Annotated in this window: 24 protein-coding genes and 1 riboswitch; of the genes, 12 read left to right on the top strand and 12 right to left on the bottom strand. The window is 42.0% G+C overall.

Annotation, left to right across the window (positions count from 1 at the left end; all coding sequences use genetic code 11):
* Positions 1-6: 6 nt before the first annotated feature.
* Both def and C0V77_RS02105 read right to left on the bottom strand, forming a co-directional pair.
* Positions 7-582, bottom strand: a complete 576-nt coding sequence (def, locus tag C0V77_RS02110) for a peptide deformylase (protein WP_101724652.1) — start codon at positions 580-582, stop codon at positions 7-9.
* 16 nt (positions 583-598) lie between these two features.
* Positions 599-1,057, bottom strand: coding sequence for a GNAT family N-acetyltransferase (locus tag C0V77_RS02105; RefSeq protein ID WP_101724651.1), 459 nt, complete (start codon positions 1,055-1,057; stop codon positions 599-601).
* Between the two features lie 20 nt (positions 1,058-1,077).
* On the opposite strand from C0V77_RS02105, the gene lipB reads away from it, so the two are divergent.
* The 3 genes from lipB to C0V77_RS02090 all read left to right on the top strand — a co-directional run bounded on the left by lipB (position 1,078) and on the right by C0V77_RS02090 (position 3,546).
* Entirely contained in the window at positions 1,078-1,830 is a 753-nt protein-coding gene (gene lipB, locus C0V77_RS02100; RefSeq protein ID WP_101724650.1) for a lipoyl(octanoyl) transferase LipB, read from the top strand.
* 130 nt (positions 1,831-1,960) lie between these two features.
* Entirely contained in the window at positions 1,961-2,869 is a 909-nt protein-coding gene (locus C0V77_RS02095) for an ROK family protein (protein WP_101724649.1), read from the top strand.
* An 80-nt stretch (positions 2,870-2,949) separates the two neighbouring features.
* Positions 2,950-3,546, top strand: coding sequence for a 7TM diverse intracellular signaling domain-containing protein (locus C0V77_RS02090; RefSeq protein ID WP_101724648.1), 597 nt, complete (start codon positions 2,950-2,952; stop codon positions 3,544-3,546).
* On the opposite strand, the gene gatC is transcribed toward C0V77_RS02090, so the two are convergent.
* The 3 genes from gatC to C0V77_RS02075 form a co-directional block, all read right to left on the bottom strand.
* Complete coding sequence (gatC, locus tag C0V77_RS02085) at positions 3,547-3,837, bottom strand: Asp-tRNA(Asn)/Glu-tRNA(Gln) amidotransferase subunit GatC (protein WP_101724647.1); 291 nt, start codon at positions 3,835-3,837, stop codon at positions 3,547-3,549. It abuts the gene before it with no gap.
* Between the two features lie 100 nt (positions 3,838-3,937).
* Positions 3,938-4,675 carry a 1-acyl-sn-glycerol-3-phosphate acyltransferase gene (locus C0V77_RS02080; protein ID WP_101724646.1) on the bottom strand — a complete coding sequence of 246 codons (738 nt, stop codon included), beginning with the start codon at positions 4,673-4,675 and terminating at the stop codon, positions 3,938-3,940.
* Positions 4,676-4,741: 66 nt separating this feature from the next.
* The gene (locus C0V77_RS02075; protein ID WP_101724645.1) at positions 4,742-5,497 is read right to left on the bottom strand and encodes a TerC family protein; all 756 of its coding nucleotides are present in this window, start codon (positions 5,495-5,497) and stop codon (positions 4,742-4,744) included.
* A 222-nt stretch (positions 5,498-5,719) separates the two neighbouring features.
* Here C0V77_RS02075 and C0V77_RS02070 point away from each other — a divergent pair, with 222 nt between their 5' ends.
* Positions 5,720-7,186 (top strand): tagaturonate reductase, encoded by a 1,467-nt coding sequence (locus C0V77_RS02070; protein WP_101724644.1) that lies wholly within the window; start codon positions 5,720-5,722, stop codon positions 7,184-7,186.
* 83 nt (positions 7,187-7,269) lie between these two features.
* On the opposite strand, the gene C0V77_RS02065 is transcribed toward C0V77_RS02070, so the two are convergent.
* From C0V77_RS02065 to C0V77_RS02055, 3 genes are read right to left on the bottom strand one after another with little or no spacing between them, the layout of a single operon-like run.
* Complete coding sequence (locus C0V77_RS02065; RefSeq protein ID WP_101724643.1) at positions 7,270-8,712, bottom strand: APC family permease; 1,443 nt, start codon at positions 8,710-8,712, stop codon at positions 7,270-7,272.
* Positions 8,713-8,747: 35 nt separating this feature from the next.
* Positions 8,748-9,146 carry an NUDIX domain-containing protein gene (locus C0V77_RS02060; protein WP_101724642.1) on the bottom strand — a complete coding sequence of 133 codons (399 nt, stop codon included), beginning with the start codon at positions 9,144-9,146 and terminating at the stop codon, positions 8,748-8,750.
* Positions 9,147-9,149: 3 nt separating this feature from the next.
* Positions 9,150-10,808, bottom strand: coding sequence for an amino acid permease (locus C0V77_RS02055; RefSeq protein ID WP_101724641.1), 1,659 nt, complete (start codon positions 10,806-10,808; stop codon positions 9,150-9,152).
* Between the two features lie 278 nt (positions 10,809-11,086).
* Between C0V77_RS02055 and C0V77_RS02050 the strand changes: the two genes are divergently transcribed.
* Together C0V77_RS02050 and C0V77_RS02045 are read left to right on the top strand one after the other, a co-directional pair.
* Positions 11,087-12,139, top strand: a complete 1,053-nt coding sequence (locus C0V77_RS02050) for an alcohol dehydrogenase catalytic domain-containing protein (RefSeq protein ID WP_143705990.1) — start codon at positions 11,087-11,089, stop codon at positions 12,137-12,139.
* Positions 12,140-12,148: 9 nt separating this feature from the next.
* Entirely contained in the window at positions 12,149-13,624 is a 1,476-nt protein-coding gene (locus C0V77_RS02045; protein ID WP_101724639.1) for an aldehyde dehydrogenase, read from the top strand.
* 2 nt (positions 13,625-13,626) lie between these two features.
* On the opposite strand, the gene C0V77_RS02040 is transcribed toward C0V77_RS02045, so the two are convergent.
* Genes C0V77_RS02040 through C0V77_RS02030 form a run of 3 tightly spaced genes read right to left on the bottom strand, consistent with a single transcriptional unit; the run spans position 13,627 to position 14,889 of the window.
* Positions 13,627-14,121 carry a GNAT family N-acetyltransferase gene (locus C0V77_RS02040; protein WP_101724638.1) on the bottom strand — a complete coding sequence of 165 codons (495 nt, stop codon included), beginning with the start codon at positions 14,119-14,121 and terminating at the stop codon, positions 13,627-13,629.
* Complete coding sequence (locus C0V77_RS02035; protein ID WP_101724637.1) at positions 14,118-14,540, bottom strand: barstar family protein; 423 nt, start codon at positions 14,538-14,540, stop codon at positions 14,118-14,120. The genes C0V77_RS02040 and C0V77_RS02035 overlap by 4 nt, the downstream gene beginning before the upstream one ends.
* Positions 14,541-14,592: 52 nt before the next feature.
* Positions 14,593-14,889: a muconolactone Delta-isomerase family protein gene (locus C0V77_RS02030; protein ID WP_101724636.1), complete on the bottom strand. Its 297-nt coding sequence runs from the start codon at positions 14,887-14,889 to the stop codon at positions 14,593-14,595.
* Positions 14,890-15,038: 149 nt separating this feature from the next.
* Positions 15,039-15,136, top strand: a riboswitch (TPP riboswitch).
* A gap of 111 nt (positions 15,137-15,247) precedes the next feature.
* Between C0V77_RS02030 and C0V77_RS02025 the strand changes: the two genes are divergently transcribed.
* The 5 genes from C0V77_RS02025 to C0V77_RS02005 all read left to right on the top strand — a co-directional run bounded on the left by C0V77_RS02025 (position 15,248) and on the right by C0V77_RS02005 (position 22,634).
* Positions 15,248-17,443, top strand: a complete 2,196-nt coding sequence (locus C0V77_RS02025) for a TonB-dependent receptor (RefSeq protein WP_101724635.1) — start codon at positions 15,248-15,250, stop codon at positions 17,441-17,443.
* A 238-nt stretch (positions 17,444-17,681) separates the two neighbouring features.
* Positions 17,682-19,013 (top strand): APC family permease, encoded by a 1,332-nt coding sequence (locus tag C0V77_RS02020; protein ID WP_101724634.1) that lies wholly within the window; start codon positions 17,682-17,684, stop codon positions 19,011-19,013.
* Between the two features lie 141 nt (positions 19,014-19,154).
* Positions 19,155-20,099, top strand: coding sequence for an N-acetylornithine carbamoyltransferase (locus C0V77_RS02015; RefSeq protein WP_101724633.1), 945 nt, complete (start codon positions 19,155-19,157; stop codon positions 20,097-20,099).
* 134 nt (positions 20,100-20,233) lie between these two features.
* Complete coding sequence (locus C0V77_RS02010) at positions 20,234-21,397, top strand: acyl-CoA dehydrogenase (RefSeq protein ID WP_101724632.1); 1,164 nt, start codon at positions 20,234-20,236, stop codon at positions 21,395-21,397.
* 313 nt (positions 21,398-21,710) lie between these two features.
* Positions 21,711-22,634: an AraC family transcriptional regulator gene (locus tag C0V77_RS02005; protein ID WP_101724631.1), complete on the top strand. Its 924-nt coding sequence runs from the start codon at positions 21,711-21,713 to the stop codon at positions 22,632-22,634.
* 73 nt (positions 22,635-22,707) lie between these two features.
* On the opposite strand, the gene C0V77_RS02000 is transcribed toward C0V77_RS02005, so the two are convergent.
* Positions 22,708-23,079, bottom strand: coding sequence for a hypothetical protein (locus tag C0V77_RS02000; protein ID WP_143705989.1), 372 nt, complete (start codon positions 23,077-23,079; stop codon positions 22,708-22,710).
* A 368-nt stretch (positions 23,080-23,447) separates the two neighbouring features.
* Here C0V77_RS02000 and C0V77_RS01990 point away from each other — a divergent pair, with 368 nt between their 5' ends.
* The gene (locus C0V77_RS01990) at positions 23,448-26,015 is read left to right on the top strand and encodes a PAS domain S-box protein (protein WP_101724628.1); all 2,568 of its coding nucleotides are present in this window, start codon (positions 23,448-23,450) and stop codon (positions 26,013-26,015) included.
* The last annotated feature ends 53 nt before the right edge of the window (positions 26,016-26,068 follow it).

The raw sequence follows: 26,068 nt of genomic DNA, 5'->3' as shown, positions 1-26,068 counted from the left end.
GATTGATTACTTAGGGAATTTCATGCGATAATCTACATCCACATCACCTTTAGTAATATTGGCCAGTTTTTTCTTCAGCATTTGTTTTTTCAGAGGCGTAATCAGGTCTGTAAACAAAATACCTTCAATGTGGTCATATTCATGCTGGATAATCCTGGCAGCCATGCTTTCAAAGGTTTCGGTATGTTCTACCCAGTCGGTATCAAAATACCTGATGGTTACAAACTCAGGGCGGTAAACATCAGCACGGATACCCGGTATGCTCAGGCATCCTTCTTCATAGGCCCATTCATCTCCGTCTTCTTCAATGATTTCGGCATTGATAAACACTTTTTTAAAATTTATGAGCGACTCGTCAATATCTTCATCAGTTTCGGCACCTTCGTTAATAGGGGTGCCATCTACTACAAAAATGCGCAGGTCAAGCCCGATTTGCGGGGCAGCCAACCCAACGCCCGATGCCTTATACATGGTCTCAAACATGTCTTCGGCCAGTTTTTTTACATCAATTTCACCCGGCACAATATCACGTGCTTCTTTTCTCAGAACCGGGTCGCCATAGGCTACTATTGGATAAATCATTGTATTCTTAAAAATGCTAAGTGACTAATTTCTTTCGAAGAATAATTCTATAATCTTCAATTTCTGCTTTTGGTTCAACCAATTCAATGCAGTATCCGTTTTTCAGCGCAAATATCAGCATGGGTCTGAACCGGTTGCGGGTTTTCAGCACAATAGCATTAAATCCCTGCTCTTTGGCCCATGTTTCCTGTTGGTCGGCCAGTTTCTGTGCAATTTGTAGCTTTCTGTAAGCCGGTAAAACACCTCCCAGCCATGTGTAAAAACTGCCGTCGTTATCTCGCTGATACCCTATTTTAAACCCTACAGGGGTTTGGTGGGCAATGGCAACTAAAATCAGGAATCTGGTGTTAAATAAGCGTTCTTCGTAGGTTTTTTCTTCATAGTTTCCCTGCATAAATTCAGGGATTTGCTTAGAAATTGCTATGCATTCGGCAATGGTTCCTACCCGAATCGTTACATTTGCACCTGTATTCATATCACAAAGTTACAAAACTGATGAATAATATTATTAATAAAAAAGTAAGGTTTGTTAATTTAGGACTTATTGACTACCAGAATGGCTGGGATTTTCAGGAAAAACTCTTTGCCGAAATCATAGACCTGAAAGTAAAAAACAGAAGTCTTAGCCCTGAGCAACAATTACTTACACACAATTATCTGCTTTTTTGCCAGCATCCGCACGTGTACACGCTGGGCAAGAGCGGAAAAATGGAAAACCTGCTGCTGGACGAGCAGGGACTTTCAGCGAAAGAAGCCCGATTCTATAAAATCAATCGTGGCGGCGACATTACGTATCATGGGCCGGGCCAGCTGGTGGGGTATCCGATACTTGACCTTGAAAACTTCTTTACTGATATACACAAATATATGCGGTTACTGGAGGAAGGAATTATACGTACACTTGCTGATTTTGGTATAGATGCCGGAAGAATTGACGGCCTGACAGGCGTATGGATTGATTATAAAGAACAGAAGAATCCACGTAAGATATGTGCAATGGGCGTGAAGTCGAGCCGATGGGTAACCATGCACGGCTTTGCATTGAATGTAAACACCGATCTGGATTATTTCAGTAATATAGTACCCTGTGGTATTGACGACAAGGCCGTAACCTCATTGGCTCTGGAACTGGGCCGCCTGGTAGAAATAGACGAAGTGGCCGAAAAACTAAAATGCCATCTGGCTGATTTGTTTGAAATGGAATGGGAGGTATCTGACGGGGATAAAACTGCCCTGATTAACGTATAATTGTAATATTTCCTTGCTACAAATTATCTTGATTAAGATTTATTTTTAATTTTGAGGGAAATATGAAAACACCTGTTGAAAATTATAAACTAGGATACTTAAACCGAATAAAATAACAAAACTATAATAAATGGCAACTGAATATTTGGGAATTGATATAGGCGGCACAAATGTCAAAATGGGCATTGTTGAAGCAGAAACAGGTAAACTTTCTAATTTTTATAGTCATGATACTGCAAGCTGGCGTAAATCAGGACATTTTATTGAACGCCTGGGCGATGCTATTGCTATTCAGTTAACAGAAAATAAAACCGTGCAGAAAGTTGGAATCGGTGTTCCGGGTCTGATCACAAGAGACCGTTCTACATTAATTGAAATTACTGCCATTCCTGAAATAAACGGTATAACCATAATTCCGGATTTGAAAGAGCGTTTCCCGAATCATGATTTTTTCCTTGAGAATGATGCAAACGCTGCGGCTTTGGGCGAATACTACTTTGGCGAAGGCGATATTCCTGAAGATTATATCATGGTTACGCTGGGTACAGGTATTGGCGGTGCCGCTATTATAGACAAGCAGGTATTTAAAGGCGGTGGCGGAAATGCAATGGAGCCTGGTCATATTCCATCAAAACACGGCAAAGTATTAGAGCGTAATATAGGTAAAAATGAGTTGCTCGACCTGGCCAATGCCATGAGAAAAAACTATAACGGTAAAACCCAATTGCCTGCAGACGGTACTATCTCAACAACCGGATTGGTAGCGGCAGCAGCTGAGGGCGATGAGCTGGCACAAAAGATATTCGACGAAGTAGGAGAAATGCTGGGCAGTGGTCTGGTGTCTATGATTAGAATCCTTGACATTACTACCATTCTGATTGGTGGTGGCTTATCTGCTTCATTTGACTATATCATGCCGTCAATCAATAAACAGCTGGAATACTGGCTCACACCTTATTACCTGAAGACTTTAAGTATCAGAAAAGCAACATTGGGCAATGATGCCGGCCTGCTGGGTGCAGCAAGCTTGTGTTTCTGATTTTTGAATAGAGATTTTGCAGGAAGTATTCTAAGGGGTACTTCCTTTTTTTATGATTTTTTAACTATCTTACTCAGCCAATGGAACTATCTCATGCCATATCAGACGCTGTGCTGACATTAATGGGCATTTTTGTGTTTTTTCGCTATCTGCTCAGGCTTCCATTGCCAGTTTGCTTAAGCTGGGGCTCCTTTGTTTTGTCTGTTACTTTAGCTGCTTTGTTTGGTACACTTCGTTTTTTGGGAGTGATGCCTGCTGCGGTTAAAATATCCGAACTTTTTCAGCATTCGGCAGGTACCATTGGGGCATTTGGTTTGGTGTTTGCCAGTGTGTTTCTGGCGCTCAGAAAACCAATGCCTGCTTTACAGGTTTACGAGGTTCTGGCTTTAGGTTTGGTAACTTTTAGCGTAGTAAGACTAACCGAAAATTATGCGCTGCTCAATACAATTCTGACAGTTTCAATACCTGTTGTATTTTTAGCCGGGCTATGGGGGTTGTTTAGAGCGGCAAAGCAGGCATCTGTATGGCTGCTTTTAGCTGTAGTAGTGCTTATTGCCGGTACTTTCAATAAGAACTTTATGGCAAACAGTTTTGTAGACAGTACCAATCTTTACCATTACCTGCTGGCTATAAGCCTGTTTTGTTTTGGCAGGGCGGCACAGCATCAGGCTTACTGATTATTGGTCAATTACTTTAGGTACCAGAAAGTATTCGCCATCTTGCTTGGGTGCATTTTTAAGACCTTTTTCGCGCGAAAGCTGGTTGTTAGCCACATCTTCTCTGAATACATTCACTTCTTCGCTCATGTGGGTTAATGGTGCAACTTCGGTTGTATCCAGCTCTTTCAACTGATCCATCCAGTCAAGAATTTTAGATAAATCCTCTACCATTTTTCCTTCTTCCTGTTCGGTTAGTTCCAAACGTGCCAGATGGGCTATTTTCTTTACAGTTTGTTGTTCTATTTTCATACTGTTTTTTCTGCAATATTTAAACCGTAATAAAGTAGCTGAAAAACTCTTATTTACGGGCGGTGCAAATGTAAGACTAATACTTAAAAATGATGAGAAGTTAAGCTTTATATTTATCTAATGTGCCCTGAATAACGCCGTAAACTTGTGTTTTCAGGTCGTTCAGGTCTTTTTTTGTTAAACCTGTTGTGTCTATCGGGGCATGGAAAACCACCCTTATCTGGTGAGGCCACATCAGTATTTCAGGCATTACCTTATAGTTATCAACCAGCGAAACAGGAACCAGAGGAACCTGGTTTTCAATGGCCATAGAGAAGGCCCCGTCTTTAAATGGCTGAACCATCTGCGGAAAATTGGTAGAATGAATGCCGCCCTCCGGAAAAATCATAATACTTCTACCAGATTTCAGGGCTTTTATAGAACGGGTTAAGGCTTTAGTACGGCTACCTTTACTACTTCTGTCTACCTGAATATGTAGCTGCGTAAACATATAACCAAACAACGGTATGTTTTTTACCGAGCTTTTACCTACAAATGCAAAGTAATTTTTGAGTACGGTACCCATCAGGGCAATGTCAAGATAACTGAAGTGGTTGGCACAAAAAACGTAGGTCTTTTTAGGATCTATTTCGGCTTCATAAATAATCTTTACAGGCATGCCCGCCATAAAGAAAAATAATTGCCCCCAGATACGGTTACAATGATGGGCCACAACTTTCCAGTTTTCTTTTTGAAGGCTAATGTAAACAACCGGATATAACAGCAGAAAGATTAATACAAACCAAAAAAGGCACCAGCCTGTATATAGTTGAGATAATAGTTTTTTAAGACGGTGCATGGGCAAAATTCAGGGGAATGATTCTACAAATATATGCTTAATCTATTCCCCTGAAAAAAAATCGGTTTATTTTATGTCCTTCCGCAGGCCAACAGGCTTTGAGTTTTTGCGCATTTTGATGTTCAGAATCTCTACAAAAAATGAGAAAGCCATTGAAAAGTAAATATAGCCTTTTGGTACGTGTACTTTAAAGGCCTCGGCCACCAATAGTGTACCAATCATTACCAGAAACGCCAGTGCCAGCATCTTCACTGTCGGGTGTTTTTCAACAAATTCTCCTACGCTTCCGGCAAACAGAAGCATGGCAACGGTTGATAACACCACCGAAACGGCCATAACTATTATGTTGTTGGTCATACCAATGGCAGTAATGATAGAGTCAATAGAAAATACCATATTGATTACGGCAATGTCAATAACGGCTCTCGATAGTTTCGAGGCAGTTTTACTACCCGAAATGTTTTCTTCCTGACCTTCAAGTTTATGGTGTATCTCTGATGTTGACTTATACAACAAAAATAAACCACCAAGCAACAAAATAAGGTCTTTGCCACTAAAGCCGATATTCCACGGCAGGCCGATATCCTGCAGGTTAAATAACTCTTTTTCGAGTCTGAGAATCCAGCCTAAAACAAAAAGCAGGGCAATACGAATGGCCATTGCCATAATAAGCCCGATACGCCTGGCTTTCTTTTGTTCGCCCTTGGGTAATTTGGATGAAATAATAGATACAAAAATGATATTATCTACCCCTAATACTATTTCTAATAGGGTAAGGGTAACAATGCTTGTCAACGCTGCGGTCGTTAGAATCTGTTCCATTAACGGTTTAAATTGGTTTAATTGTGGGCGAAATTATTGGTTTTTATACTTTATGACAAGCCTGAACTTGATAAATGGATAATATAATACTAATTAAATGTCTAAAAACCTGATGAGTACAAAGGTCGCCGCAAAAAAGTATTAGAATTAAATTGAATATTAGTTGATATAAGAACCTGTAATGTCTATTTTTGTTTAATAATCTATTTTACGTAGACCTTAATGAAAATTGATAAATCTTTACTTACCGAGCCCGCTTTAACTCAACTTCCTGAAAAAGTATTACAATTTGGTACAGGTGTTTTGCTTCGTGGCTTGTGCGATTATTTTATTGATAAAGCTAACAAAGAAGGAATATTTAATGGCCGGATTGTTGTTGTAAAATCAACGGATTCAGGTGGAGCTGACACTTTTGCTGAGCAGGATAACCTGTATACAATTTGTGTAAGAGGTATTGACAAGGGCGCACCAAAAGAAGAGAATATCATCTCTTCGGCTATCAGCCGTGTGTTATCGGCGCAAAGCCAGTGGTCTGATATTCTGGCCACTGCCAAAGACCCAGCCATTGAAATTGTTATTTCAAACACTACTGAAGTTGGCCTGCAATATGTAGAAGAAAGCATTTTGCAAACACCTCCGGCTTCTTTTCCGGCAAAACTGACCGCCTGGCTGTATGAACGCTTTCAGGCCGGTTTGCCAGGTGCCGTTATTGTGCCAACAGAACTGATAGTTGGTAATGGAGACAAGCTAAAAGAGATTGTTCTGCAACTTTGTGCATTTAATCAGTTACCTGAAGTTTTCATCGAATGGCTCAATACCGAAAACAGGTTCTGTAATTCGTTGGTTGACAGAATTGTGCCAGGTAAACCCAAAGGTGAAAAACTGAAAGAGTTGTTTGATAAGCTGGGGTATGAAGATGACCTGCTGACTATTGCAGAGGTTTACCGCCTGTGGGCTATTGAAGGAGATGACAAAGTGAAAGACGTTTTGTCTTTCTATGAAGCAGACCCTGGTGTGAAGATAGAAAAAAACATAGAGCAATATCGCGAATTAAAGCTAAGGATGCTGAATGGTACACATACCCTGATGTGCGGCATGGCGTATTTGTCTGGCTTTGAAACAGTTAAGGAAGCACTGGCTGACGAATTGATGGAGAAGTTTATCACCATTCTGATGACAACCGAGATTGTGCCGGCGATTCCTTACAAAATAGAACCAAAGGTTTGCCAACGCTACGGCAGAGAGGTGCTCGACCGCTTCCGTAACCCATATCTGGAACACCAATGGATTAGCATTACGCTTCAATATACCATGAAGATGCGTATGCGTAATATTCCGCTATTGCTTAACTATTATAAAGAGTTTAATACTATTCCTCAATACTTTGCACGTGGTTTTGCTGCTTATTTATTGTTTATGAAAGCAATAAAAGAAGAAAACGGCAAATATTACGGACAAAAAGACGGAGAGTTATATCTGATTCAGTGTGATTCGGCTGCCTATTTTTATAAACTGTGGCAGAAGAACGCAACAGAACAGTTGGTGAATAAGGTGTTATCGAACAAGGCTTTGTGGGGAAGTGATTTGACCAAACTACGTGGATTTGCAGAAAATGTAACCACGCACCTTTCTAATATGCAAATGATTGGTGTGAAAGAGGTGGTATCGGCATTGAACGTATATGCTTAAAAGAAAAAAGAGCTTAATTACAGATATTCAAAAAGGCGGAAGATTCATTCTCCCGCCTTTTTGAATATATAAACATAAGCATTTTACGATTTCCGGTTAAACCACAAATATACCGGTATGCCTAGCGCAACTATACCCAGCCCCGGATAAGTAAACTGTGGTTTTTCTTTGATTAGTATCAGAACAATGGCCGAAGCCACAATTACATATAACATTGGAATAACAGGATACCCCGGCGCTTTGATAGGGCGTTCGGCATCGGGCATTTTGCGGCGTAAAATAAATATGCCGTAAATAGTAAAGGCATAAAACAAAATAACTACGCCCATCAGGTAATCAAGTAAGTCGCCATATTTACCTGTCAGGCACAAGAAGCTAGCCCAGAAACATTGCCACCAAAGGGCATTTTTGGGTACGCCTCTATCAGACAACCTACTGAAATTCTTAAAAAATAGTCCATCTCTGGCCATTGTATAATAAACCCTTGACCCCGATAATATAAGGCCATTGTTACACCCAAAAGTAGAAATCATAATTAACAAGGCCACTACAATAGAAAAACCCTGGCCGCCTATCAGATTGGCCGCGGCCGCAGCCACACGGTCTTCGCTGGCAAACTGAATACCTCTGCTGAGCACATCGGTGCCGTTAGGGTCTCCTTTCAGGGGCAAAATACAAAGATATGCCACGTTCATTAACAGATACAGAACAGTTACCAGCATGGTGCCAATGGCCAATCCTCTCGGAATAGTTTTTCTGGGTTCTACCACCTCATCTCCGGCAAATGTTAGTCCGTTCCAGGCATCACTTGAAAACAAGGTTCCTACCTGTGTTACGCCCAGAGCCAGAATAATAGTAAATCCGCCTATGGCGGTAGTTACCCACTCGTCATCTATTTTTGCGGTGCTGGTTGCGTCAAATATATGAGAGAAATTCTGAGAAATGATGTCGGCATTGGCTCCGAGAATAAAGCCCAGAATAATGAGCAGGGCAATGGCTCCGAGTTTGGTAGTGCTGAATATATTCTGAATAATCTTGCCCTCCTTTACCCCTCTGGTATTGGCATAAGTAAGAATAATGATACTTACAATAGCCAGTAGACGCTGCGTTGTAAGTTTAAAAGAAGTATCACCTAAAACAAAAATCTCGTGTTTATCGCTGATAAAATCAGGGAATAGCACACCCGAATACTTGGCAAAAGCCACCGCAACTGCTGCAATGGTACCGGTCTGGATAACGGCAAAGAAAGACCAGCCGTAAAGAAAACCCGTTAGTTTGCCATAGGCTTTCTGAAGAAATACATATTGCCCGCCGGCATGCGGAAACATAGCCGTTAGTTCGCCATAGCATAAGGCGCCTGTCATGGTTAGTACACCTGCCAGTAACCAGGACGCCAAAAGCCAACCCGAAGAACCAACCTGCCGTGCAATGTCAGCACTGACAATGAATATTCCGGAGCCAATCATAGACCCCGACACGAGCATCACAGCATCGTAAAGGCGGATTTCTTTCTTAAAATTTGCCAATTTTTTCTTGTTAAGGTTTATTGATAGAATGTCGGTTAATCTATTAAGTTACGCTCTTTCAGGTATCTGAAAATGAGCTGGTCAACAGCAGAACTTTTTTCTTTATCGGCATAGGTGAGCCAGACTATCTCTTCAATTTCAGCATCGGGTTTCAATGTGCCTCTGTAGTCGGCTTTATAGCAGGTCATGGTCACTTGTATACCTTCTGCATGACCATGTGCCTGTGCCTCAAATTTTCCGAAGAACTGCAACGATTCCGGCAACAAATCAACAGTTAACTCTTCTTTTATCTCCCGCAGCAATGCCGCTTCATCGCTCTCATTGGCTTCTCTTTTCCCACCGGGAAAATACAAGGTATCCTTGCCTTTGCTTCTGGTGCTCAGTATTTTACCGTTTTCAATCCGTATCCAGGCCAATTTATCAATCTTTTTCATGGCCTATTGTTGCTTGGCCAGCTTACTGTTCTGATAGCCGTAAGTAAAATAAATAACCAAACCCAGTAACATCCAGATAATAAACATGCGCCAGTTAGACCAGCCCAGTTCTGTCATCAGATACAGGTTAGTTAAGATACCCAATACAGGTAATAAAGAGAAATTGTGCTTAAAGCTAAACACAGAGAGGGTTAGCCATACCAGCCAGAATACAACCAGCAGGGGTCTCGCTTCCAGATGTTGTACCAGGTTTCCATTTCTATAGGTCATGTATAATGCAACCAGCATCAGCAAGGCAGTAAGGTATTTGGCATTAATGTAAGGAATCTTGAATTTGGCATCTTTGCTAAGGCCTTTGGTGTCGAGATACAATACGCCGGCACAGACCAGGATAAAAGCAAAGAAAGTACCTACACTGGTGAGGTCGACAAAGAAACTCATTTTGAAGAAGAGTGAAGGCACAGCTACCAAAAAGCCGGTAACAATGGTAGCAAAACCAGGTGTTTTGAACTTAGGGTGAATTTCGCCGAATTTTTTACCTATCAATCCATCGCGGCTCATAGCCATCCAGATGCGTGGTTGGCCAATCTGATAGGCCAGCAAGGCACTGGTAATAGCCACCACGGCGCTTACTGAAATAACCCCGGCTACAAAATCGAAGCCTACTTTTGAGAAAACATAGGCAAGGGGGTCGGCCACGTTCAGTTCCTTATAGTTAACCATACCCGTAAGTACGGTGGTTATCAGCACATACAATACAGTACAGATAAGCAGGCAGAGCAACATGGCTCTTGGTAAGTCCTTCTGTGGATTCTTGGCTTCTTCGGCAGTAGTAGAGATAGAATCGAACCCGATAAAAGCAAAGAAAACCGATGCCACTCCACTTAAAACGCCCTCTATGCCATTGGGCGCAAAAGGCGACCAGTTTGCCGGTTTTATATAAAAGGCGCCTGCCAGTATAACCAGCAGAATAACTCCCATTTTAAGAGCAACGAGAATATTACTGGCATTGCGAGATTCCTTAATACCAATATAGCAAAGGGAGGTAATCAGTACAGTGATAAGGCCGGCCGGCAGATTAAATATAACCTTGATGAACCCCAGGTCTGGCGCTTCGCTAAAGGCCGTTGCCAGAAGTTGGTCACCACTGGTTATGCCGGCGCTTCCCGCCTTAACGGCCTCATAGGCTTCTTTGGCAGATGTATAGTCAATAGCCAGCCACATAGGAAATTTTATGCCGAAACCAGCCAGCATAGATACAAAATAGCTAGACCACGAGATGGCCACTACCATGTTAGATACGGCGTATTCAAGAATTAGCGCCCAGCCGATTATCCAGGCCAGTACTTCTCCAAACGAAACATAAGCATAAGTATAGGCACTGCCGCTAACGGGTACCATTGAGGCAAATTGTGCATAGCTAAGCGCTGTAAATACACAGGCTATGGCCACAAATACAAAAAGAAGTGATACGGCAGGGCCACCGTTGAAACTGGCCAGCCCTATGGTACTGAATATACCAGCACCGATTATGGCCGCTATGCCCAGCACTGTAAGGTCTCTTACGCCAAGAATGCGTGCCAGTGATTGGCTTTTGTCGCCCGATTCTGATTCCTGAATTGCTTTACTGACATCTTTCCTGCGAAAAAGCGAATTACTCATGGGTGTTTAGATATTTAGGTTTTTATGAGTTTGTTATGGTATATTTTTCAAAACTATCGAAAAAAAGATAATACTAATCTATCAAAAGCAAAATTTTTATCGGAGTAAGGTTATTTTTATATACGTTTTTTCAAATAATTAATGATTGTAAAGCCTGTATTTCAGAATTTTTATTCTAAAAACCTTGTTTGTGGCTCAATCGAAACTTACATTTGTAATTGTTAACTTGTATAGACAAGTTGGTTTAAAAATGATTGTCAATTTTTAAAGATTTTAAAGTGAAAGCCGCAGTTTACAAAGGGAAAGAAGCCATAATAATAGAAGAGGTAGCCATGCCTACTTTGGAGGATGGCGAAGTGTTGCTTGAAATTGAAGCATGTAACGTGTGCGGAACAGATTTGCGCACTTACCGGCACGGAGATAAGAAAATTATACCGCCACGTATATTAGGCCATGAATTTTGTGGAAGAGTGGTGGAGTCAAGAAGTAAGGATACTGATATAAAGGTGGGCGACAGAGTGCTGATGTACATTGTTTTGTCTTGTGGCGAATGCCGTTACTGCAAAGCAGGAAGAGAGAACCTTTGCCAAAGCCGTACTACGATGTCGTATCATCTCGACGGCGCGTTTGCTCCTTTTATGAAAGTACCAGCCAAAGCTGTGCGCCGCAGGCAGTTGTTTAAAGTAAGCGAAGAATTACCCGCAGGGCATCTGAGTCTTGCCGAACCTTTGGGCTGTGTAATAAACGCCCACGGCCGAGGCAGGCTGGAAGTAGGCTTGAAAGACAAAGTTGCCATTATTGGTGCCGGGCCAATAGGCGTGATGCATGCGCTGGTGTCACGGTATCAGGGAGCGCAGCAGGTAGATATGTTTGATGTAATGCAAGCAAGGCTGGATAAGGCAACTACTTTTGATATTGACCACACGGTAAAAGCCGAAAAAGAAGGCAGCCATCTGGAAAGGGCACAAGAACTAACCGACGGATTGGGTTATGATGTGGTAATTGTAGCCGTGAGTGTAGCACAGGCACAGGCCGATGCCCTTGAGATAGCCGGCAAAGCAGGCAGGGTAGAATTTTTTGGCGGTTTACCAAAAACCAATCCTTTTGCTACGCTTAATACCAATCATCTGCATTACAAAGAACTACGCATCAGCGGGTCTTATTCAGAGAAAATGAGTGATTTTCAGGCCGCAACGGCCTTGGTTCAGAAAAAGGATTTCCCGGCAGATAAGATAGTAACCCATACGCTGCCACTGGGCAGTATTACGGAAGCATTTACCCTGATGGAATCTGGCGAGGCCCTGAAAGTGAGTATGAATCCGAATTTGTAAAAACAACCCATGAATACAGAATTATCAAATAGCCTGAAAGGGCAGGCATGGGGTCTTTTTATTGACGGCCAGTCTGTTCCGGCCGAAGATGAATCGACCATCACTATATTTTCTCCTGCCAACAGAGAGCCTATTGCCACCATTGCCCGGGCTACCGCCAATGACATCAGCAAAGCGGTTGAAACCGCGCAGGCTGGCTATAAAGAATGGGCAAAACTGACGGCTTATCAACGTGAAAGCATCATTAAAAAAGCTGCTGCCTATGTACGCACACAGGCCGACCGCATAGGTATGCTGATGGCATTAGAGCAGGGGAAGCCTTTCAACCAGGCCAAAGCAGAAATTATCGGTTCCTGCGATACCATCGAGTACTTTGCTTCAGAAGCTGTACGCGTAGAGGGATATGTAAATCAGACAGAGAAGGCAGGTGTTTTTTCAATAGTAAAATACTACCCGGTTGGGGTTTGTGCATTAATTACTCCCTGGAACTACCCGGTTTCTTTGTTGTCCTGGAAACTCGGGCCGGCATTGGCGGTTGGCTGTTCGGTTGTGGTTAAGCCCACAACAGTTACGCCTTTGTCGCCAATGGCTTTTTGCATGGCATTAGTAGAGGGGGGCATTCCGGCCAGGGTAATCAGTGTATTAACGGGGCAGGGGTCAGTAGTAGGTGATGTACTTGTGAAACATCCGCTGGTAAAGAAAGTAGCCATGACCGGCTCTACAGCTACCGGAAAAAAACTGATGCAGACGGTAGCGCCCTATCTGAAAAAAATATCGCTTGAACTCGGCGGCCAATGTCCCGCCATTGTGTGTGCAGATGCCGACATTATAAATGCGGCTACTGTTATTGCCTATAAGGGATTCCGGAACATGGGGCAGTCGTGCAGTAGTATTAACAGGGTGTATGTGCATGTATCAAAGCATCAGAGTCTGGTGGCTGAATTAAAGAAAAATGCAGAGAAACTGACCATTGGCGACGGAGTTACCGACGGCGCAGCAGACCTAGGGCCTATGGCTACTGCTGACGGTATTACAACTACAAAGCAGCACATTGAAGACGCCATTGGCAAAGGCGCATCATTAGTTACAGGTGGCAGAGCCCCCGAAGGCGGGCAATATGAAAAGGGGTTTTATTTTATGCCAACCATACTTGACAACTGCCATGCGGGCATGAAGGTAATGCAGGAAGAAACCTTTGGCTGTGTGGTGGCGGTTGAGACCTTTGAAACGCTGGAAGAGGCTGTTAACAAAGCTAATGATACCAACTATGGGTTGGTGGCCTATGCGTTTACAAAGGATTTTAAAACGAGTATGCACCTGGGCGACACGCTTGAAGCCGGAACCGTTTGTGTTAACAGTGGCGCAGTAAATACTAATTATGCACCTTATGCAGGTTGGAAAGACTCCGGTTATGGGGTAGAGTTATCGCGAAATGCTGTTTTTGAATACCTTGAAACCAAGCACATAAAAGTTGAAGCAATTTGATGTCAGGGTCGGTAACGGGCAAAAATATGTTCGTCATATAATTGCCCTTCTTTAAACAGAGCGTGCCTGAGAACTGCCTCTTTTTGGTAACCCGCCTTTTGCAAGGCGCGCATAGAACCGGTATTATATTCGAAAACACCGGCGTAAATGCGATGAATGGGGTAGTTGGCAAAGGTAAAGCCAGTTACTTCTTCAATGGCTGCAGACATGATGCCTTTGTTCCAGTAAGGTTCTCCGAGCCAGTAACCAATTTCGGCATTTCGGCAATAAATATCGTCTTTTAGCAGAATACCTATGCCGCCAACAGCCTTGTTTTCTACTACTATAGCCAGGTTTTCTGCTGTTTTTCGGGCAAGTTTAACCCACTCAAAAGCATCAGTAATGGTATAAGGGTGCGGAAATATATCTTTCAGATTCCTCCAGATACGGTAATTATTTGCGTTTTCTGCCAAAGATGGCTCGTCTCCTGCCTGCCATTTTCTCAAGAAAAAATTCATTCGCTTCTAAAAGTAATTTCCTGTTTAGTCAATAGCTCTTTTATTCTGGCACTTTCTGAAAAAGCAAAAATCAGTTCTTTTTTGGGCAAGTCTTCTTCGTCATCTGCCCAACGCCAGTCTTCACAAATGGCATCCAGCAAATTTAGCAGGGTTCCGGTTTTCTCAGGGTTCCTCTCTTTTTCAATGAAAACGTCGGAAGGAGAAATATACAGTACAATTTTTTCGTCTTCCAGCCACGACAAATCGCTTAGCATTTCGTCTAGTTCATCAAGCGTGAAACCAAACTCTTCCGGGAACGCCAAAGCATCGGCAATTTCTTCATAAAAGCCTCTGAGTGTCTGTGTTTTATTGCCATCCAGTTCAACAATCGAGTAATTCTCTGGAAGAGCTAAATTATTAGTGATAAGAAAATTGGGCATGAGGTTTTAGACAAGAATATAAGTGGCCTGTTAAGCAGGCCACCAAAAGATGTTAGTTCAGTGAAAAAGTAGGTACTTTCATTACTACTGAATTATTAAACATTAATTCGGTAATGGTATGAGACATATAATCTATTAACGGAAATTCAGAAATAATATCCATTACTTCCAGTTCATCCTGGGCGTTTACAATACACCATAGTCTGCTTCTGTCTGAAGACAACGCATAAGAGTGCAATTTGCCGTCTTCCAGCAATTGATTAACAGCAATTCTTTGATAAGGAATTTTTGCAATGAAACTTTCTGGGAAAGGCACTGGCAAATCAAATTCCACCATAAACTGAGTCATAGTATCTTCTCTTTAAAATAAAAACAGCACAAAATCTACATCACGCAGGGTTATTTACTTTCGGATTACGTCAACAATTCCATTTGTGCCATAAATTTCTATCACTAATATAAACAAGATTTCTAAAAAAAACGTTTTCTTTGCACAACTTATCTCAAAAGGGGTGCCTTAATATAACGGGCTGAGATTATACCCATTGAACCTGATGCAGGTAATTCTGCCGAAGGGACAGAGAATAGTACTGTAGGATGCGCACCTGCAAAACTATTGTTTTCCATTTAAAATTTTGTTTAACCAAACGAGCCTCATGGGTTCACAAGATTTTACTCCTTTGCCTTGTTAAAATTTTCGTGATACAATGAAAAAATTAACAAAAAGTGTTGCCAGTTTTCTTTTAAACCTATCTAAATCTTTTCAGGGAACCGTTTCGGTTGTCTTGCTGATGAACATGGTAGTTTTTTCAGCCAATGCTCAGGACTCTACCAAAATCAAAGAGCTGAACGAAGTAGTGGTGAGGTCTACACGTGCCAACGAAAAAACCGGTATGGCGTTCACAAACGTATATCAGCGGGATATCAGAAAGCAGAATCTGGGGCAGGATTTGCCCTTTTTACTCAACCAACTGCCGTCGGTAGTAGTGAGTTCAGATGCCGGGGCGGGTGTCGGGTATACAGGGATACGTATCCGCGGTTCAGACCCTACGCGTATCAATGTTACCCTTAACGGTGTTCCTTACAATGACTCAGAGTCTCAGGGTACTTTCTGGGTAAATATGCCAGACTTTGCGTCCAGTGTTCAAAGTATTCAGGTGCAGCGAGGGGTAGGTACTTCTACCAATGGCGCAGGGGCTTTCGGAGCCAGCCTGAACATCAGCACTTTAGGATATGAGCGTGAGGCCTTTGGCGAGACTAACCTGTCTTATGGGTCTTTTAACACTATGAAAGCCAATGTAATGGCAAGTACAGGGCTGCTAAACAACCATTTTGTGGTAGATGCCCGGTTATCGAAATTATCTTCAGACGGATACATCGACAGAGCCAGTTCAGACCTGAAATCTTTCTATTTTTCAACGGGCTACTACAACAAAAGTAATTTTATCAGATTGAATATCTTCTCAGGGAAAGAAGTTACTTATCAGGCTTGGGAGGGGGTACCCGAGAAACTTCTGAAAACCAATCGTACATACAACCCTTACACGTATCCGAACCAGGTTGATAATTATCAGCAGGATAATTACCAATTGATTTCGTCTTTTAAATTAAGCGAGCGCTGGACGTTCAATCCGACTTTGCATTATACGCGTGGTAAAGGTTACTATGAGCAGTTCAGGTCAGATGACGCACTCGCCGGCTATAAACTACCCAATGTGATAATAGGCGGAGATACCATTACCTCTACCGACCTGGTGCGTCGTAAGTGGCTCGATAATCATTTTTATGGAATTACGTACTCTTTTGATTACCAGAGTAATAAGAAGCTTTCAGCCAATATAGGTGGGGCATGGAACAAATATGATGGGCATCATTTCGGCGAAGTAATCTGGACAAAGCTGGCCGAGACACCTGCTAACGATTACCGATGGTACACCAGCAGGTCTCTTAAAACCGATTTTAACATTTTCGGTAAGGTTTATTATCAGTTATCAGACCGGTTCAATCTGTTCGGCGACGTGCAGTACCGCACCGTTGGGTATGATATGAAAGGAATTGCCGACAAACTGCAGGATATTACCCGAAACACTTCTTTTTCTTTCTTTAACCCAAAAGTCGGGATGAATTATCAGTTAAGCACCGGGGCATCTGTATATGCTTCTTATGCCATAGGTAATAAAGAGCCTAACCGCACCGACTTTGTGGATAACATAAAAGCACCGAAACCCGAGCATCTGGAAGATTTAGAGGCCGGGTATCGCTGGGCAAATCAGAAACTGAGCTTCGACGCGAACTTCTATTACATGAACTACCGCAACCAACTGGTGCTGACCGGACAGGTAAACGGAGTCGGTGAGGCCATCCGGGTGAATGTTCCGAAAAGCTACAGAGCAGGTATTGAGCTGGTAGCCAACTGGAATTTTGCCCCAAAATGGAGACTAAACGCCAATGCTACATTCAGCCAGAATAAAATTAAAAATTTTACCGAAACCGTGGTGAATTACGATGGTGGCGCCGATAAAGTTAATCAGTACACAAAAACAGATATTTCGTTTTCGCCTAATGTGATAGCTGGTGGGCAGTTGTCTTTTGCCCCGGTAAAAAATCTTGAATTCACCTGGCTGCCTAAGTATGTAGGTAAGCAGTACATGGATAATACAGCAGACCAAAAACGTAAACTGAACGCCTTTTTTGTGAATGATTTGCGTGCCAATTTTACGGTGCATCCGAAAATTGTGAAAGAAATGACCTTTAGCCTTTTGGTTAATAACATTCTCAATCATCTGTACGAATCAAATGGCTATACCTATAGCTATATTTATGAACAACAGGTAGTTACAGAAAACTTCTATTATCCGCAGGCAGGAACCAATTTTCTGCTGGCGGTAAGAGTAAGGCTGTAGTTATTGCCCCACCCTGGCCTGCATCAATAATGGAGAAGCCAGGGTGGGGTTAATATCAAAATAGATAAATTTTTGTAGCAGGCATTCTGTTAATGTTTGCGTATGTAAGCGTTTTATAATTAGACGTTTATCTGTTTCTGTTAATCAGTTTTTCTTATTCTTCTGCGCTTTCCATTCTTGCTTTTCTTCTATTTGTTTCATTATTTGCTATATTCGTTCCAATTAATGACGCAAAAGCATGGCTTCTGAAAAAAACAAGGGTGAACTTCTCAAACTTCTAGGCGTAGGTTTTGGTATTGCCGTTACCATTGGCGGAACGATAGGAACAGGCATTTTGCGTAAACCAGGCCCTATAGCGGCTAATCTGGGCGACCCATCATTAATTATGCTTGTTTGGATACTGGTAAGCATCTATGCTTTTTTAGGTGTGTTGTGCGCTATTGAACTGGGCGTGTCGGTACCCAAAGCAGGCGCCTGGTATGTTTATGCCCGCCGTGCCTTTGGCGATTACGTGGGTTTTGTAACCGGTATCACCAGCTGGTTGGGCACAGTGGCTGCCCTGGGTTTTGGCGCCTATACCATGAGCGAATTTATAGCTTTAATGCTGCCTGATGTTGAACCCATCATCCGCTATGTGGCTATTGGCATTCTGTTGTTATTGATGAGTTTCCACTGGCTGGGTACCAAGTCGGCCGGCAGGTCTCAGGAAATTATCTCTTTTCTTAAAGCCATTGGCCTTTTTGCTTTTGTAATAGTTTGTTTTGTATATGGCGGTGAAATAAAAAGCCAGCAATTGGTAGAAACCACTCAGAAAGTGGCAGGCCCGGGTCTGTTAACAGGCCTCATAGTTTCGCTCCAATCAGTGTTTTATACTTTTGATGGCTGGCATACGGCCGCGTATTTTTCAGAAGAAAGTACAGACCCGGCCCGTAATTTGCCCAAGTCTATGATCAGCGGCGTGCTGGTAATCATAGCCATTTACCTGCTGGTAAATCTGGCTATACTTTACATTATGCCAATAGAAACCCTGGCCGGTTCTAAATTGGCGGCTTCAGATGCCATAAAGCTGATTTTCGGCAACAAGTCTGCCAGTATTGTAACATTCTTTCTTACTATTTCAATTTTTGGTATTCTTAATGCGCAGATTATGTTCTCGCCAAGGGTGATTTATTCCATGAGTCGCGACGGACTTTTCTTCAAGGCTGCTCAAAGAGTAAACAGCGGGGGCACGCCCGCCATTGCCATGCCACTTACCGGACTCTGTTCAATATTGCTCATTCTAAGCGGGAAAGATACCTGCGAGAAGCTATCAGATATTGCGGTTTTCTTTTTTGTGATGTGCTACATTGCAGGGTTTGCCAGCATTATGATGCTACGCAAAAAAGAGCCTGATTTACCAAGACCCTACAAAGTGCCGGGGTATCCTTTTATACCCTGGTTACTGATAGTAATATCAATTTTGTTTCTGATTGGCGCAGTGTATCAGGACATCAGCAGCAGCGGTTATGCACTGATCTTTCTCATTATCAGTTATCCTTTGTTTTTGCTGACAAAAAAATTAAACCAATAGCCTGTTGTTATTGTTTTTCAAATAGCCATATTTGTGGCGAATTTGCCTGCCCCAGACCTGATGGCCCGGGGTTAGCCGGATTCAAACCACTATACAATCGTTATCTATTAATTATACTATTCGATTTTTGCCAAGTTGAAAATGAGAAATTTTATTTCGCTGAAAGATGTAGAGAATATCCGGGATTTAGTGAATGAAGGGATGCGTCAGAAAAAAGCGCCTTTTGCAGAACAGGAACTGGGAAAAAACAAAACCATTGGTTTAATCTTTTTTAATCAGAGTTTAAGAACCCGCCTGAGTACCCAAAAAGCTGCAGAAAACCTGGGCATGAAAGTGCTGATGATGAATGTAGGGCAGGATAGCTGGCAGCTTGAAATGGAAGATGGTGTAGTAATGAATGGCGATAAAGCCGAACACGTAAAAGAAGCCGCTGCTGTTATAGGCAGCTATTGCGATATTATTGCCGTAAGAGCTTTTGCAGGCCTGCAAGACCGAGAGGCAGATTACCGCGAGCTGGTGATGGAAAAATTCAGACAGTATGCAGGGGTTCCGATTGTGAATCTGGAGTCGGCTACACGCCACCCATGCCAGTCGCTGGCCGATTTGATTACCATTGAAGAGCATAAAAAAGTAGAAAAGCCGAAGGTAGTGCTTACCTGGTTGCCGCATTTTAAACCATTGCCGCAGGCTGTGGCCAATTCTTTTTGCGAATGGGTAAACCAGACAGACTATGAGTTTGTGATTACGCATCCGCATGGGTATGAACTGGCTCCTGAATTTGCAGGGAATGCCCAAGTGATTTATGACCAGAATGAAGCTCTGAAAGGCGCCGATTTTGTGTATGGTAAGAACTGGTCGTCCTATAACGAATACGGTAAAGTGCTTACCCAGGATTCATCGTGGATGATTACCAAAGAAAAAATGGACCTCACCAATAACGGCTTGTTTATGCACTGCCTGCCCGTGCGCCGCAATCTGAAAGTAACCGACGAGGTGCTGGACCATCAGTCTGTCGTTATTCAGCAGGCTGCCAACCGTGAGTGGTCGGCACAGGCAGTTTTAAAGACAATCCTCAAAGGCTTATAAACCATCATGAAAGTCAGCCGGCATACCAGCTGACTTTTTACTTTACAAGTACTATGGTATGCTTGCATACTATTTTATTTCCATGTAATTTTGTTAAATCCAATCATCAACTATAAAGTCAATACTAAAATCTCATGGCAGCTACAACTATAGAAGGTATTAATTTTAATCTAACAGAAGAGCACCTGGCTGTGCAGCAGGCCGCTCGTGAATTTGCCCAGACTGAATTACTCCCAACAGCCATTGAACGCGATACACATTCAAAATTTCCGACCGAGCAAGTGAAGAAGATGGGCGAGCTGGGCTTTTTGGGTATGATGGTATCGCCTGAATACGGCGGTGGAGGTATGGATACTATTTCTTATGTGCTGGCCATGGAAGAAATATCAAAGGTAGATGCTTCAGCTTCGGTAATTATGTCTGTGAACAACTCACTGGTATGCTGGGGGCTTGAGAAATACGGGTCAGAAGAACAAAAACAGAAATATCTTACCAAACTGGCCACTGGCGAAGTAATTGGGTCGTTTTGTTTATCAGAACCGGAGGCCGGATCTGATGCCACTTCGCAAAAAACTACCGCTATTGACAAAGGCGACCACTACCTGCTGAACGGCACTAAAAACTGGATAACCAACGGTAACTCTTCTGCTATATCGCTTGTCATTGCCCAGACCAACGTAGAATTGAAACACAAGGGTATTAACTGCCTGATTGTTGAAAAGGGCTGGGAAGGCTTTTCTGTTGGCAAAAAAGAAGATAAAATGGGGATACGTTCGTCTGATACCCATTCGCTGATGTTTACTGATGTAAAGGTACCTAAAGAAAACAGGATAGGTGAAGATGGATTCGGTTTTAAATTTGCCATGTCAACCCTTAATGGTGGCCGAATAGGTATTGCCGCGCAGGCATTGGGAATAGCAGCCGGGGCTTATGAACTGGCCGTGAAGTATTCAAAAGAAAGAAAAGCATTCGGCAAAGCCATATCTGAGCATCAGGCTATTCAGTTTAAACTTGCCGAAATGGCCACCAAAATTGAAGCCGCACGAATGCTGGTATATAAGGCCGCACGTTTAAAAGATGAAGACAAAGACTATATTCAGGCGGCAGCCATGGCCAAATTGTTTGCCTCAGAAGTAGCCATGTGGGCCACTACCGAGGCCGTGCAGATACACGGCGGGTATGGATACGTAAAGGAGTATCATGTAGAACGATTGATGCGTGACGCTAAAATTACCCAGATTTATGAAGGCACTTCAGAGATTCAAAAGCTGGTAATTGCACGCGAAATTTTAAAGTAAACAGCGGCTTCTTTAGTACAAAACACATATTATGTTGGATAAAAAAAGGCTCGAAAAGAGCCTTTTTTTATGTATAAAACATCAAAAATATTGGAATATTACCTTGTAATTATAATAAAAAAGCAGTCCTGAAAAGGGGTTAAATTAGACTTTTTTTAGAAAAAAGGTCTTAATGAAGTAAAAAAATATAATTAAAGGAACATCTTTTGTTTTCTATTTGTTACAAAAAAAGAGAAAATATATTAGTTTTGTCCAATATTAGTTAATACATTGCGTTTAGTATTCTAAGCTATCACGAAAATGCTCCTTCAACATGGAAGATTACAATAAGATTATCGAATCTCTTGGTGTAAAATTCGCCAAAGCGCGTCATATCAGAATCTTGCAAACCATCAAGATTAAGAATGTTTATGATGTTGAAAACTCAATTCTGGTTCTGTACGATGGTGATGTGAAACTGGCCGGGAATGACGAACGCGTACAGCCGGGTGATTTGTTGTTTATTCCCGGAGGGAAAGCAGCAACGATTAGCTATGGTGTGGGCGAACCTAAGAATATTTCTTTTGAAGAGTTTATGACACGTCGGGAAAGTTATTTCGAGACCATGACAGACTCTTCGAGTATTGGTAAAGTACCTAACTCTTTTGGATTGATTAATTTTGAAGCCAAAGTGTTTGATTCGGTAAACTTCTTTACATCTCTCGATATTCCGCCGTTTTTTATAAAACAACACAGCAAACTTGGCTCATTGATACATGATATTCTGCTGGAGGATTTCTCTGATGAAGTAGGCCGCGGACGTGTTATCAGAAACAAAACAGAAGAAATAGTTATTGAAATTGTGCGCCATATTCTGAAAAACAGAATGTTTGTTGAGCAGTTGGCAACCAACAGTACGTATTTCAAAGACCCTCGTCTGATAGACATCTTTACTTACATCAAAAACAGTCTGGCCGGAGACTTGTCTAACAAGCAGCTGGCAAACGTAGCCAATGTTTCTGAAGATTATGTAGGCCAGTATTTCAAGATGCTGACAGGTATTAATCCGCAGGATTATATAGAATACCAACGTATGGAAGCAGCTGTGAATCTGCTGCGTACGTCAAAGAAAAGTATCCGGGCCATCGGGCACGAAGTGGGCTATAAAGATACTGCCTATTTCTGTCGTCGTTTCAAAATGATGTTTGGCATACCTGCAGGAAAGATGCGCCGCAGAGAATCATTAATGATAGGATAACATACACCTCAAATAAAAAAGCCACTGTAATTAAGATTTGCAGTGGCTTTTGCTTTAATATCGGGTGTAATTTCTAATTCAGTATTTTCAGGTCTTCAATTTTTTCAATCACCAACTGGTTTCTGCCTCTGAAAACACTAATCTTGCCAGTGGCTACTACTTTCTTACCTGTCAGGTCTTCGGCATTCAGTGTGGTTTTTTCAAGTACCTCTTTATATACCACCACTGTAAGCGGGCTATTCGGATAATTCTCGTCTAAATTAATCAGCAAAAATGGTGCACGCTCATTGCCTGAATCAAAGCGTCTTGCACCGGCTACTTTCCCTTTTACCACTACCTGCTTATCAACATAGCTGGCTGCCTTATCGCTGGTAAGGGTGTCTGTCTGGCCAAATGCCATACTCAAGGAGCACATCAATTGTAGCGCAAAAATTAATTTTTTCATTCCGGTAAATATTTAAATAAATAGTTTAGCATTCTTTAAACTGCCTCAGCGGCAAGAATCCCTCATTGTCTTGTTTGTATTGTTACTTAAAAGTATAGCCAAATATACAAATATGTAGGTTTATTGTGTGCGTAAAGATGTACTAACTTTTATAGGGGCAGGGCTAAAATAGTAGAAACGGTTGTGCAGGCAGTCTTTTTTTTCGGTACACAAACATTTGCTACAAGGCTTTTTAATTTTGTAGGTTTTACTATATTTGTAAAAAGCTCTGAATTTCAGGCTTTTATAATATTTGTCAACTCCCTGCTGTGATACCATTACAAATAATGCTTAACCTGTAACACCAATCAATTAAGCCCATTTGCCTGATGAAAAAGCAGTCTGCTCAAAAAGAACTTTCTGATTACAAGTACGCGCTTGATCAGGCGGCTATCGTTGCCATAACTGACCAGAAAGGAAGAATTACATACGTAAATGACAATTTCTGCAAAATTTCAGGCTATTCAGAGGCTGAACTTATCGAGCAGGACCATCGCATCATTAACTCAGGCCATCATTCCAAAGAATTTATCAGAGAATTATGGACAACCATAGCTAATGGTAAAGTTTGGAAAGGTGAAATTAAAAACAAAGCAAAAAACGGGAGTTATTACTGGGTTGATACCACCATTATCCCTTTTCTGAATACAGAAGGTAAACCCACGCAGTATTTGTCTATAAGGTTTGATTTAACCGAACGGAAACAAACTGAACAGGCGGTGAGGGAAAGGAAGCGTTTCCTGAGAAACATTACAGATAATGTGCCGGCCATGATTGCCTACTGGACCACCGATTTTAAATGTTTGTTTGCCAATAATGCATACCGGACGTGGTTTGACAAAACGATTGAAGAGATGGATGGGGTCTATTTGTCTGATTTACTAACAGAAGAAGAAGTAAAAGAACTTAAACCCTGGATGGATGCGGTGCTGAAAGGCGAAGCGCAATCTTTTGAGCGGGTACTCGAACGGCCCGGGAAACCCAAAATTATAAGCCATACACAGTATGTGCCAGACGTAGCAGACGGCAAAGTAGTTGGGTTTTATTCTCTGGTATTTGATATGACAGACCTGAAAATGGCATTACAGGAGTCTGTAACCAAAACACAGGAAATAGCCAACATTCTTGGCCGTATAACAGACGGGTTTGCTGCCTTTGACCACAACCTTTGCTACGTATATGTCAATAATCGTCTGGAACAAATCGTTGGCAAAACAGCGGCAGAGCTAATAGGAAAAAACGTTTGGGAGGTTTTTCCGGATGCCGTTGGTAGTGCTACTTACAAAGCCATTCAGGAAGCGCATACGAAACATACAGACATCGTAATGGAAGATTACTTCGCCCCGTTGAATTTATGGCAAGAGAACCGCATTTATCCTTCTGAAAGCGGCCTGGTTTTGTTTGTAAGAGATATATCTAAGCGTAAAACCGAGGAACACAGGTTGAAACTGATGGAATCGGTAATTACTAATACCAAAGATGCAGTTCTGGTTACTAATGTGGCCGAAAGCCCAGGTAAACTACCAATTACTGTGTATGTAAATGAGGCTTTTTGCGCCATGACGGGCTTTACTGAAGCCGAGGTAATGGGTAAGCCGCCGTCATTTCTGCATGGGCCTAAAACAGATAAAGCAGAAGTTAACAGAATTGTCGAATTTATGATGAGAAAAAAGCCTTGCGCGTCTACACTGCTGCATTATAAAAAAGACGGGCAAACATACTGGGCCGACTTCTCAATCAGCCCTTTGAAGGATTCTGAAGGCAAACATACGCATTGGATTGCCATTCAGAGAGATGTAACCAAACGCAAGCAGGAGGAACTCCGCGAAACGTTTTTATCTGAAATAAGTAAGATATTTAGTGCTGAAGAATCGCTCAATACAATTTTGGCCAATGTTTTGCAAAAACTGGTTTCGTTCGGAGAATTTAAGTTTGCTGAAATTTGGATGGTGGCTTCTGATAAAACAAAGATTAGTCTGGCAGCAAAGTTTGCTACAACAGACATTGCGCTTAAGTTTTACAGAGAGGCAGACTCTATCAATAGTTTTGAATTAGGGTCTGGTTTGCCTGGTACCGTGTGGATGGAATCACAGCCGGTTTTTTGGTCTGATATTGACAAAAGAACCGATTTTTTAAGAAGTGAAAACGCCAGACGAGCAAACTTAAAGTCGGCCTATGGTATTCCTATTTCGCATCAGGGAATAACTCTGGGGGTTTTACTGATAGGTTCGGATGAAAACCTTAATCCTGACAAAATCTATCATTCTCTGTTCGTAAGTGTGGGGCCGCAACTGGGTAACGAAATATACCGGAAACAGGTAGAGCTTGAGTTAGACCAGATATTCAGGTTTGCCCCTGATATTATTGTAACCGCCGGGCTTGACGGAAACTTTAAGAAGTTAAACCCTGCTGCATTAAAAGCCTTTGAATATAGTGAAGAAGAACTTTTAATGACGCCCTATATGTCTTTTGTACATCCTGACGATTACACAAATGTATCGAATTATCTGAATGAAATCAGAACGGTAAACAAGACCGTTTTCTTTGATAATCGATTTATATGTAAATCTGGCAAAGTAAAATGGCTGTCCTGGACAGTCACTCCGGCATCAGAAGAAGGCATCATATTTTGTGTGGCAAAAGACATTACAGAGCAAAAGCTGAATAGTGAGCAATTCAAGGAAATCTCATGGATTCAGTCTCATCTGGTAAGGGCGCCATTAGCGCGCATACTGGCAATTACATCATTAATAAAAGAAGGGGACGTAAAAAGCGAAGAGTTTGAGCAGATGATAGATTATCTGGAAAAATCGGCCAATGAACTTGACGGAGTGATTTCAAAAATCAATACTATTTCATACGAGGGTAGTAAGGCCGGAAACTCAACTGAAGAATGAGCCGGGCAGACCTAAAACAAAAGAGGTAATTACTTGATTTTCAAATAATTACC

The organism is Emticicia sp. TH156, assembly GCF_002855535.1.
Classification (GTDB): domain Bacteria; phylum Bacteroidota; class Bacteroidia; order Cytophagales; family Spirosomataceae; genus Emticicia; species Emticicia fluvialis.
Note: the sequence above shows the minus strand (reverse complement) of the source record. Positions and strands in the feature narration are given on the sequence as shown.

What these genes read in the sequence shown, in the direction of transcription:
- def (WP_101724652.1), bottom strand. Translation starts at nt 582, where the DNA reads ATGATTTATCCAATAGTAGCCTATGGCGACCCGGTTCTGAGAAAAGAA.
- C0V77_RS02105 (WP_101724651.1), bottom strand. Translation starts at nt 1,057, where the DNA reads ATGAATACAGGTGCAAATGTAACGATTCGGGTAGGAACCATTGCCGAA.
- lipB (WP_101724650.1), top strand. Translation starts at nt 1,078, where the DNA reads ATGAATAATATTATTAATAAAAAAGTAAGGTTTGTTAATTTAGGACTT.
- C0V77_RS02095 (WP_101724649.1), top strand. Translation starts at nt 1,961, where the DNA reads ATGGCAACTGAATATTTGGGAATTGATATAGGCGGCACAAATGTCAAA.
- C0V77_RS02090 (WP_101724648.1), top strand. Translation starts at nt 2,950, where the DNA reads ATGGAACTATCTCATGCCATATCAGACGCTGTGCTGACATTAATGGGC.
- gatC (WP_101724647.1), bottom strand. Translation starts at nt 3,837, where the DNA reads ATGAAAATAGAACAACAAACTGTAAAGAAAATAGCCCATCTGGCACGT.
- C0V77_RS02080 (WP_101724646.1), bottom strand. Translation starts at nt 4,675, where the DNA reads ATGCACCGTCTTAAAAAACTATTATCTCAACTATATACAGGCTGGTGC.
- C0V77_RS02075 (WP_101724645.1), bottom strand. Translation starts at nt 5,497, where the DNA reads ATGGAACAGATTCTAACGACCGCAGCGTTGACAAGCATTGTTACCCTT.
- C0V77_RS02070 (WP_101724644.1), top strand. Translation starts at nt 5,720, where the DNA reads ATGAAAATTGATAAATCTTTACTTACCGAGCCCGCTTTAACTCAACTT.
- C0V77_RS02060 (WP_101724642.1), bottom strand. Translation starts at nt 9,146, where the DNA reads ATGAAAAAGATTGATAAATTGGCCTGGATACGGATTGAAAACGGTAAA.
- C0V77_RS02055 (WP_101724641.1), bottom strand. Translation starts at nt 10,808, where the DNA reads ATGAGTAATTCGCTTTTTCGCAGGAAAGATGTCAGTAAAGCAATTCAG.
- C0V77_RS02045 (WP_101724639.1), top strand. Translation starts at nt 12,149, where the DNA reads ATGAATACAGAATTATCAAATAGCCTGAAAGGGCAGGCATGGGGTCTT.
- C0V77_RS02040 (WP_101724638.1), bottom strand. Translation starts at nt 14,121, where the DNA reads ATGAATTTTTTCTTGAGAAAATGGCAGGCAGGAGACGAGCCATCTTTG.
- C0V77_RS02035 (WP_101724637.1), bottom strand. Translation starts at nt 14,540, where the DNA reads ATGCCCAATTTTCTTATCACTAATAATTTAGCTCTTCCAGAGAATTAC.
- C0V77_RS02030 (WP_101724636.1), bottom strand. Translation starts at nt 14,889, where the DNA reads ATGACTCAGTTTATGGTGGAATTTGATTTGCCAGTGCCTTTCCCAGAA.
- C0V77_RS02025 (WP_101724635.1), top strand. Translation starts at nt 15,248, where the DNA reads ATGAAAAAATTAACAAAAAGTGTTGCCAGTTTTCTTTTAAACCTATCT.
- C0V77_RS02020 (WP_101724634.1), top strand. Translation starts at nt 17,682, where the DNA reads ATGGCTTCTGAAAAAAACAAGGGTGAACTTCTCAAACTTCTAGGCGTA.
- C0V77_RS02015 (WP_101724633.1), top strand. Translation starts at nt 19,155, where the DNA reads ATGAGAAATTTTATTTCGCTGAAAGATGTAGAGAATATCCGGGATTTA.
- C0V77_RS02010 (WP_101724632.1), top strand. Translation starts at nt 20,234, where the DNA reads ATGGCAGCTACAACTATAGAAGGTATTAATTTTAATCTAACAGAAGAG.
- C0V77_RS02005 (WP_101724631.1), top strand. Translation starts at nt 21,711, where the DNA reads ATGGAAGATTACAATAAGATTATCGAATCTCTTGGTGTAAAATTCGCC.
- C0V77_RS02000 (WP_143705989.1), bottom strand. Translation starts at nt 23,079, where the DNA reads ATGAAAAAATTAATTTTTGCGCTACAATTGATGTGCTCCTTGAGTATG.
- C0V77_RS01990 (WP_101724628.1), top strand. Translation starts at nt 23,448, where the DNA reads ATGAAAAAGCAGTCTGCTCAAAAAGAACTTTCTGATTACAAGTACGCG.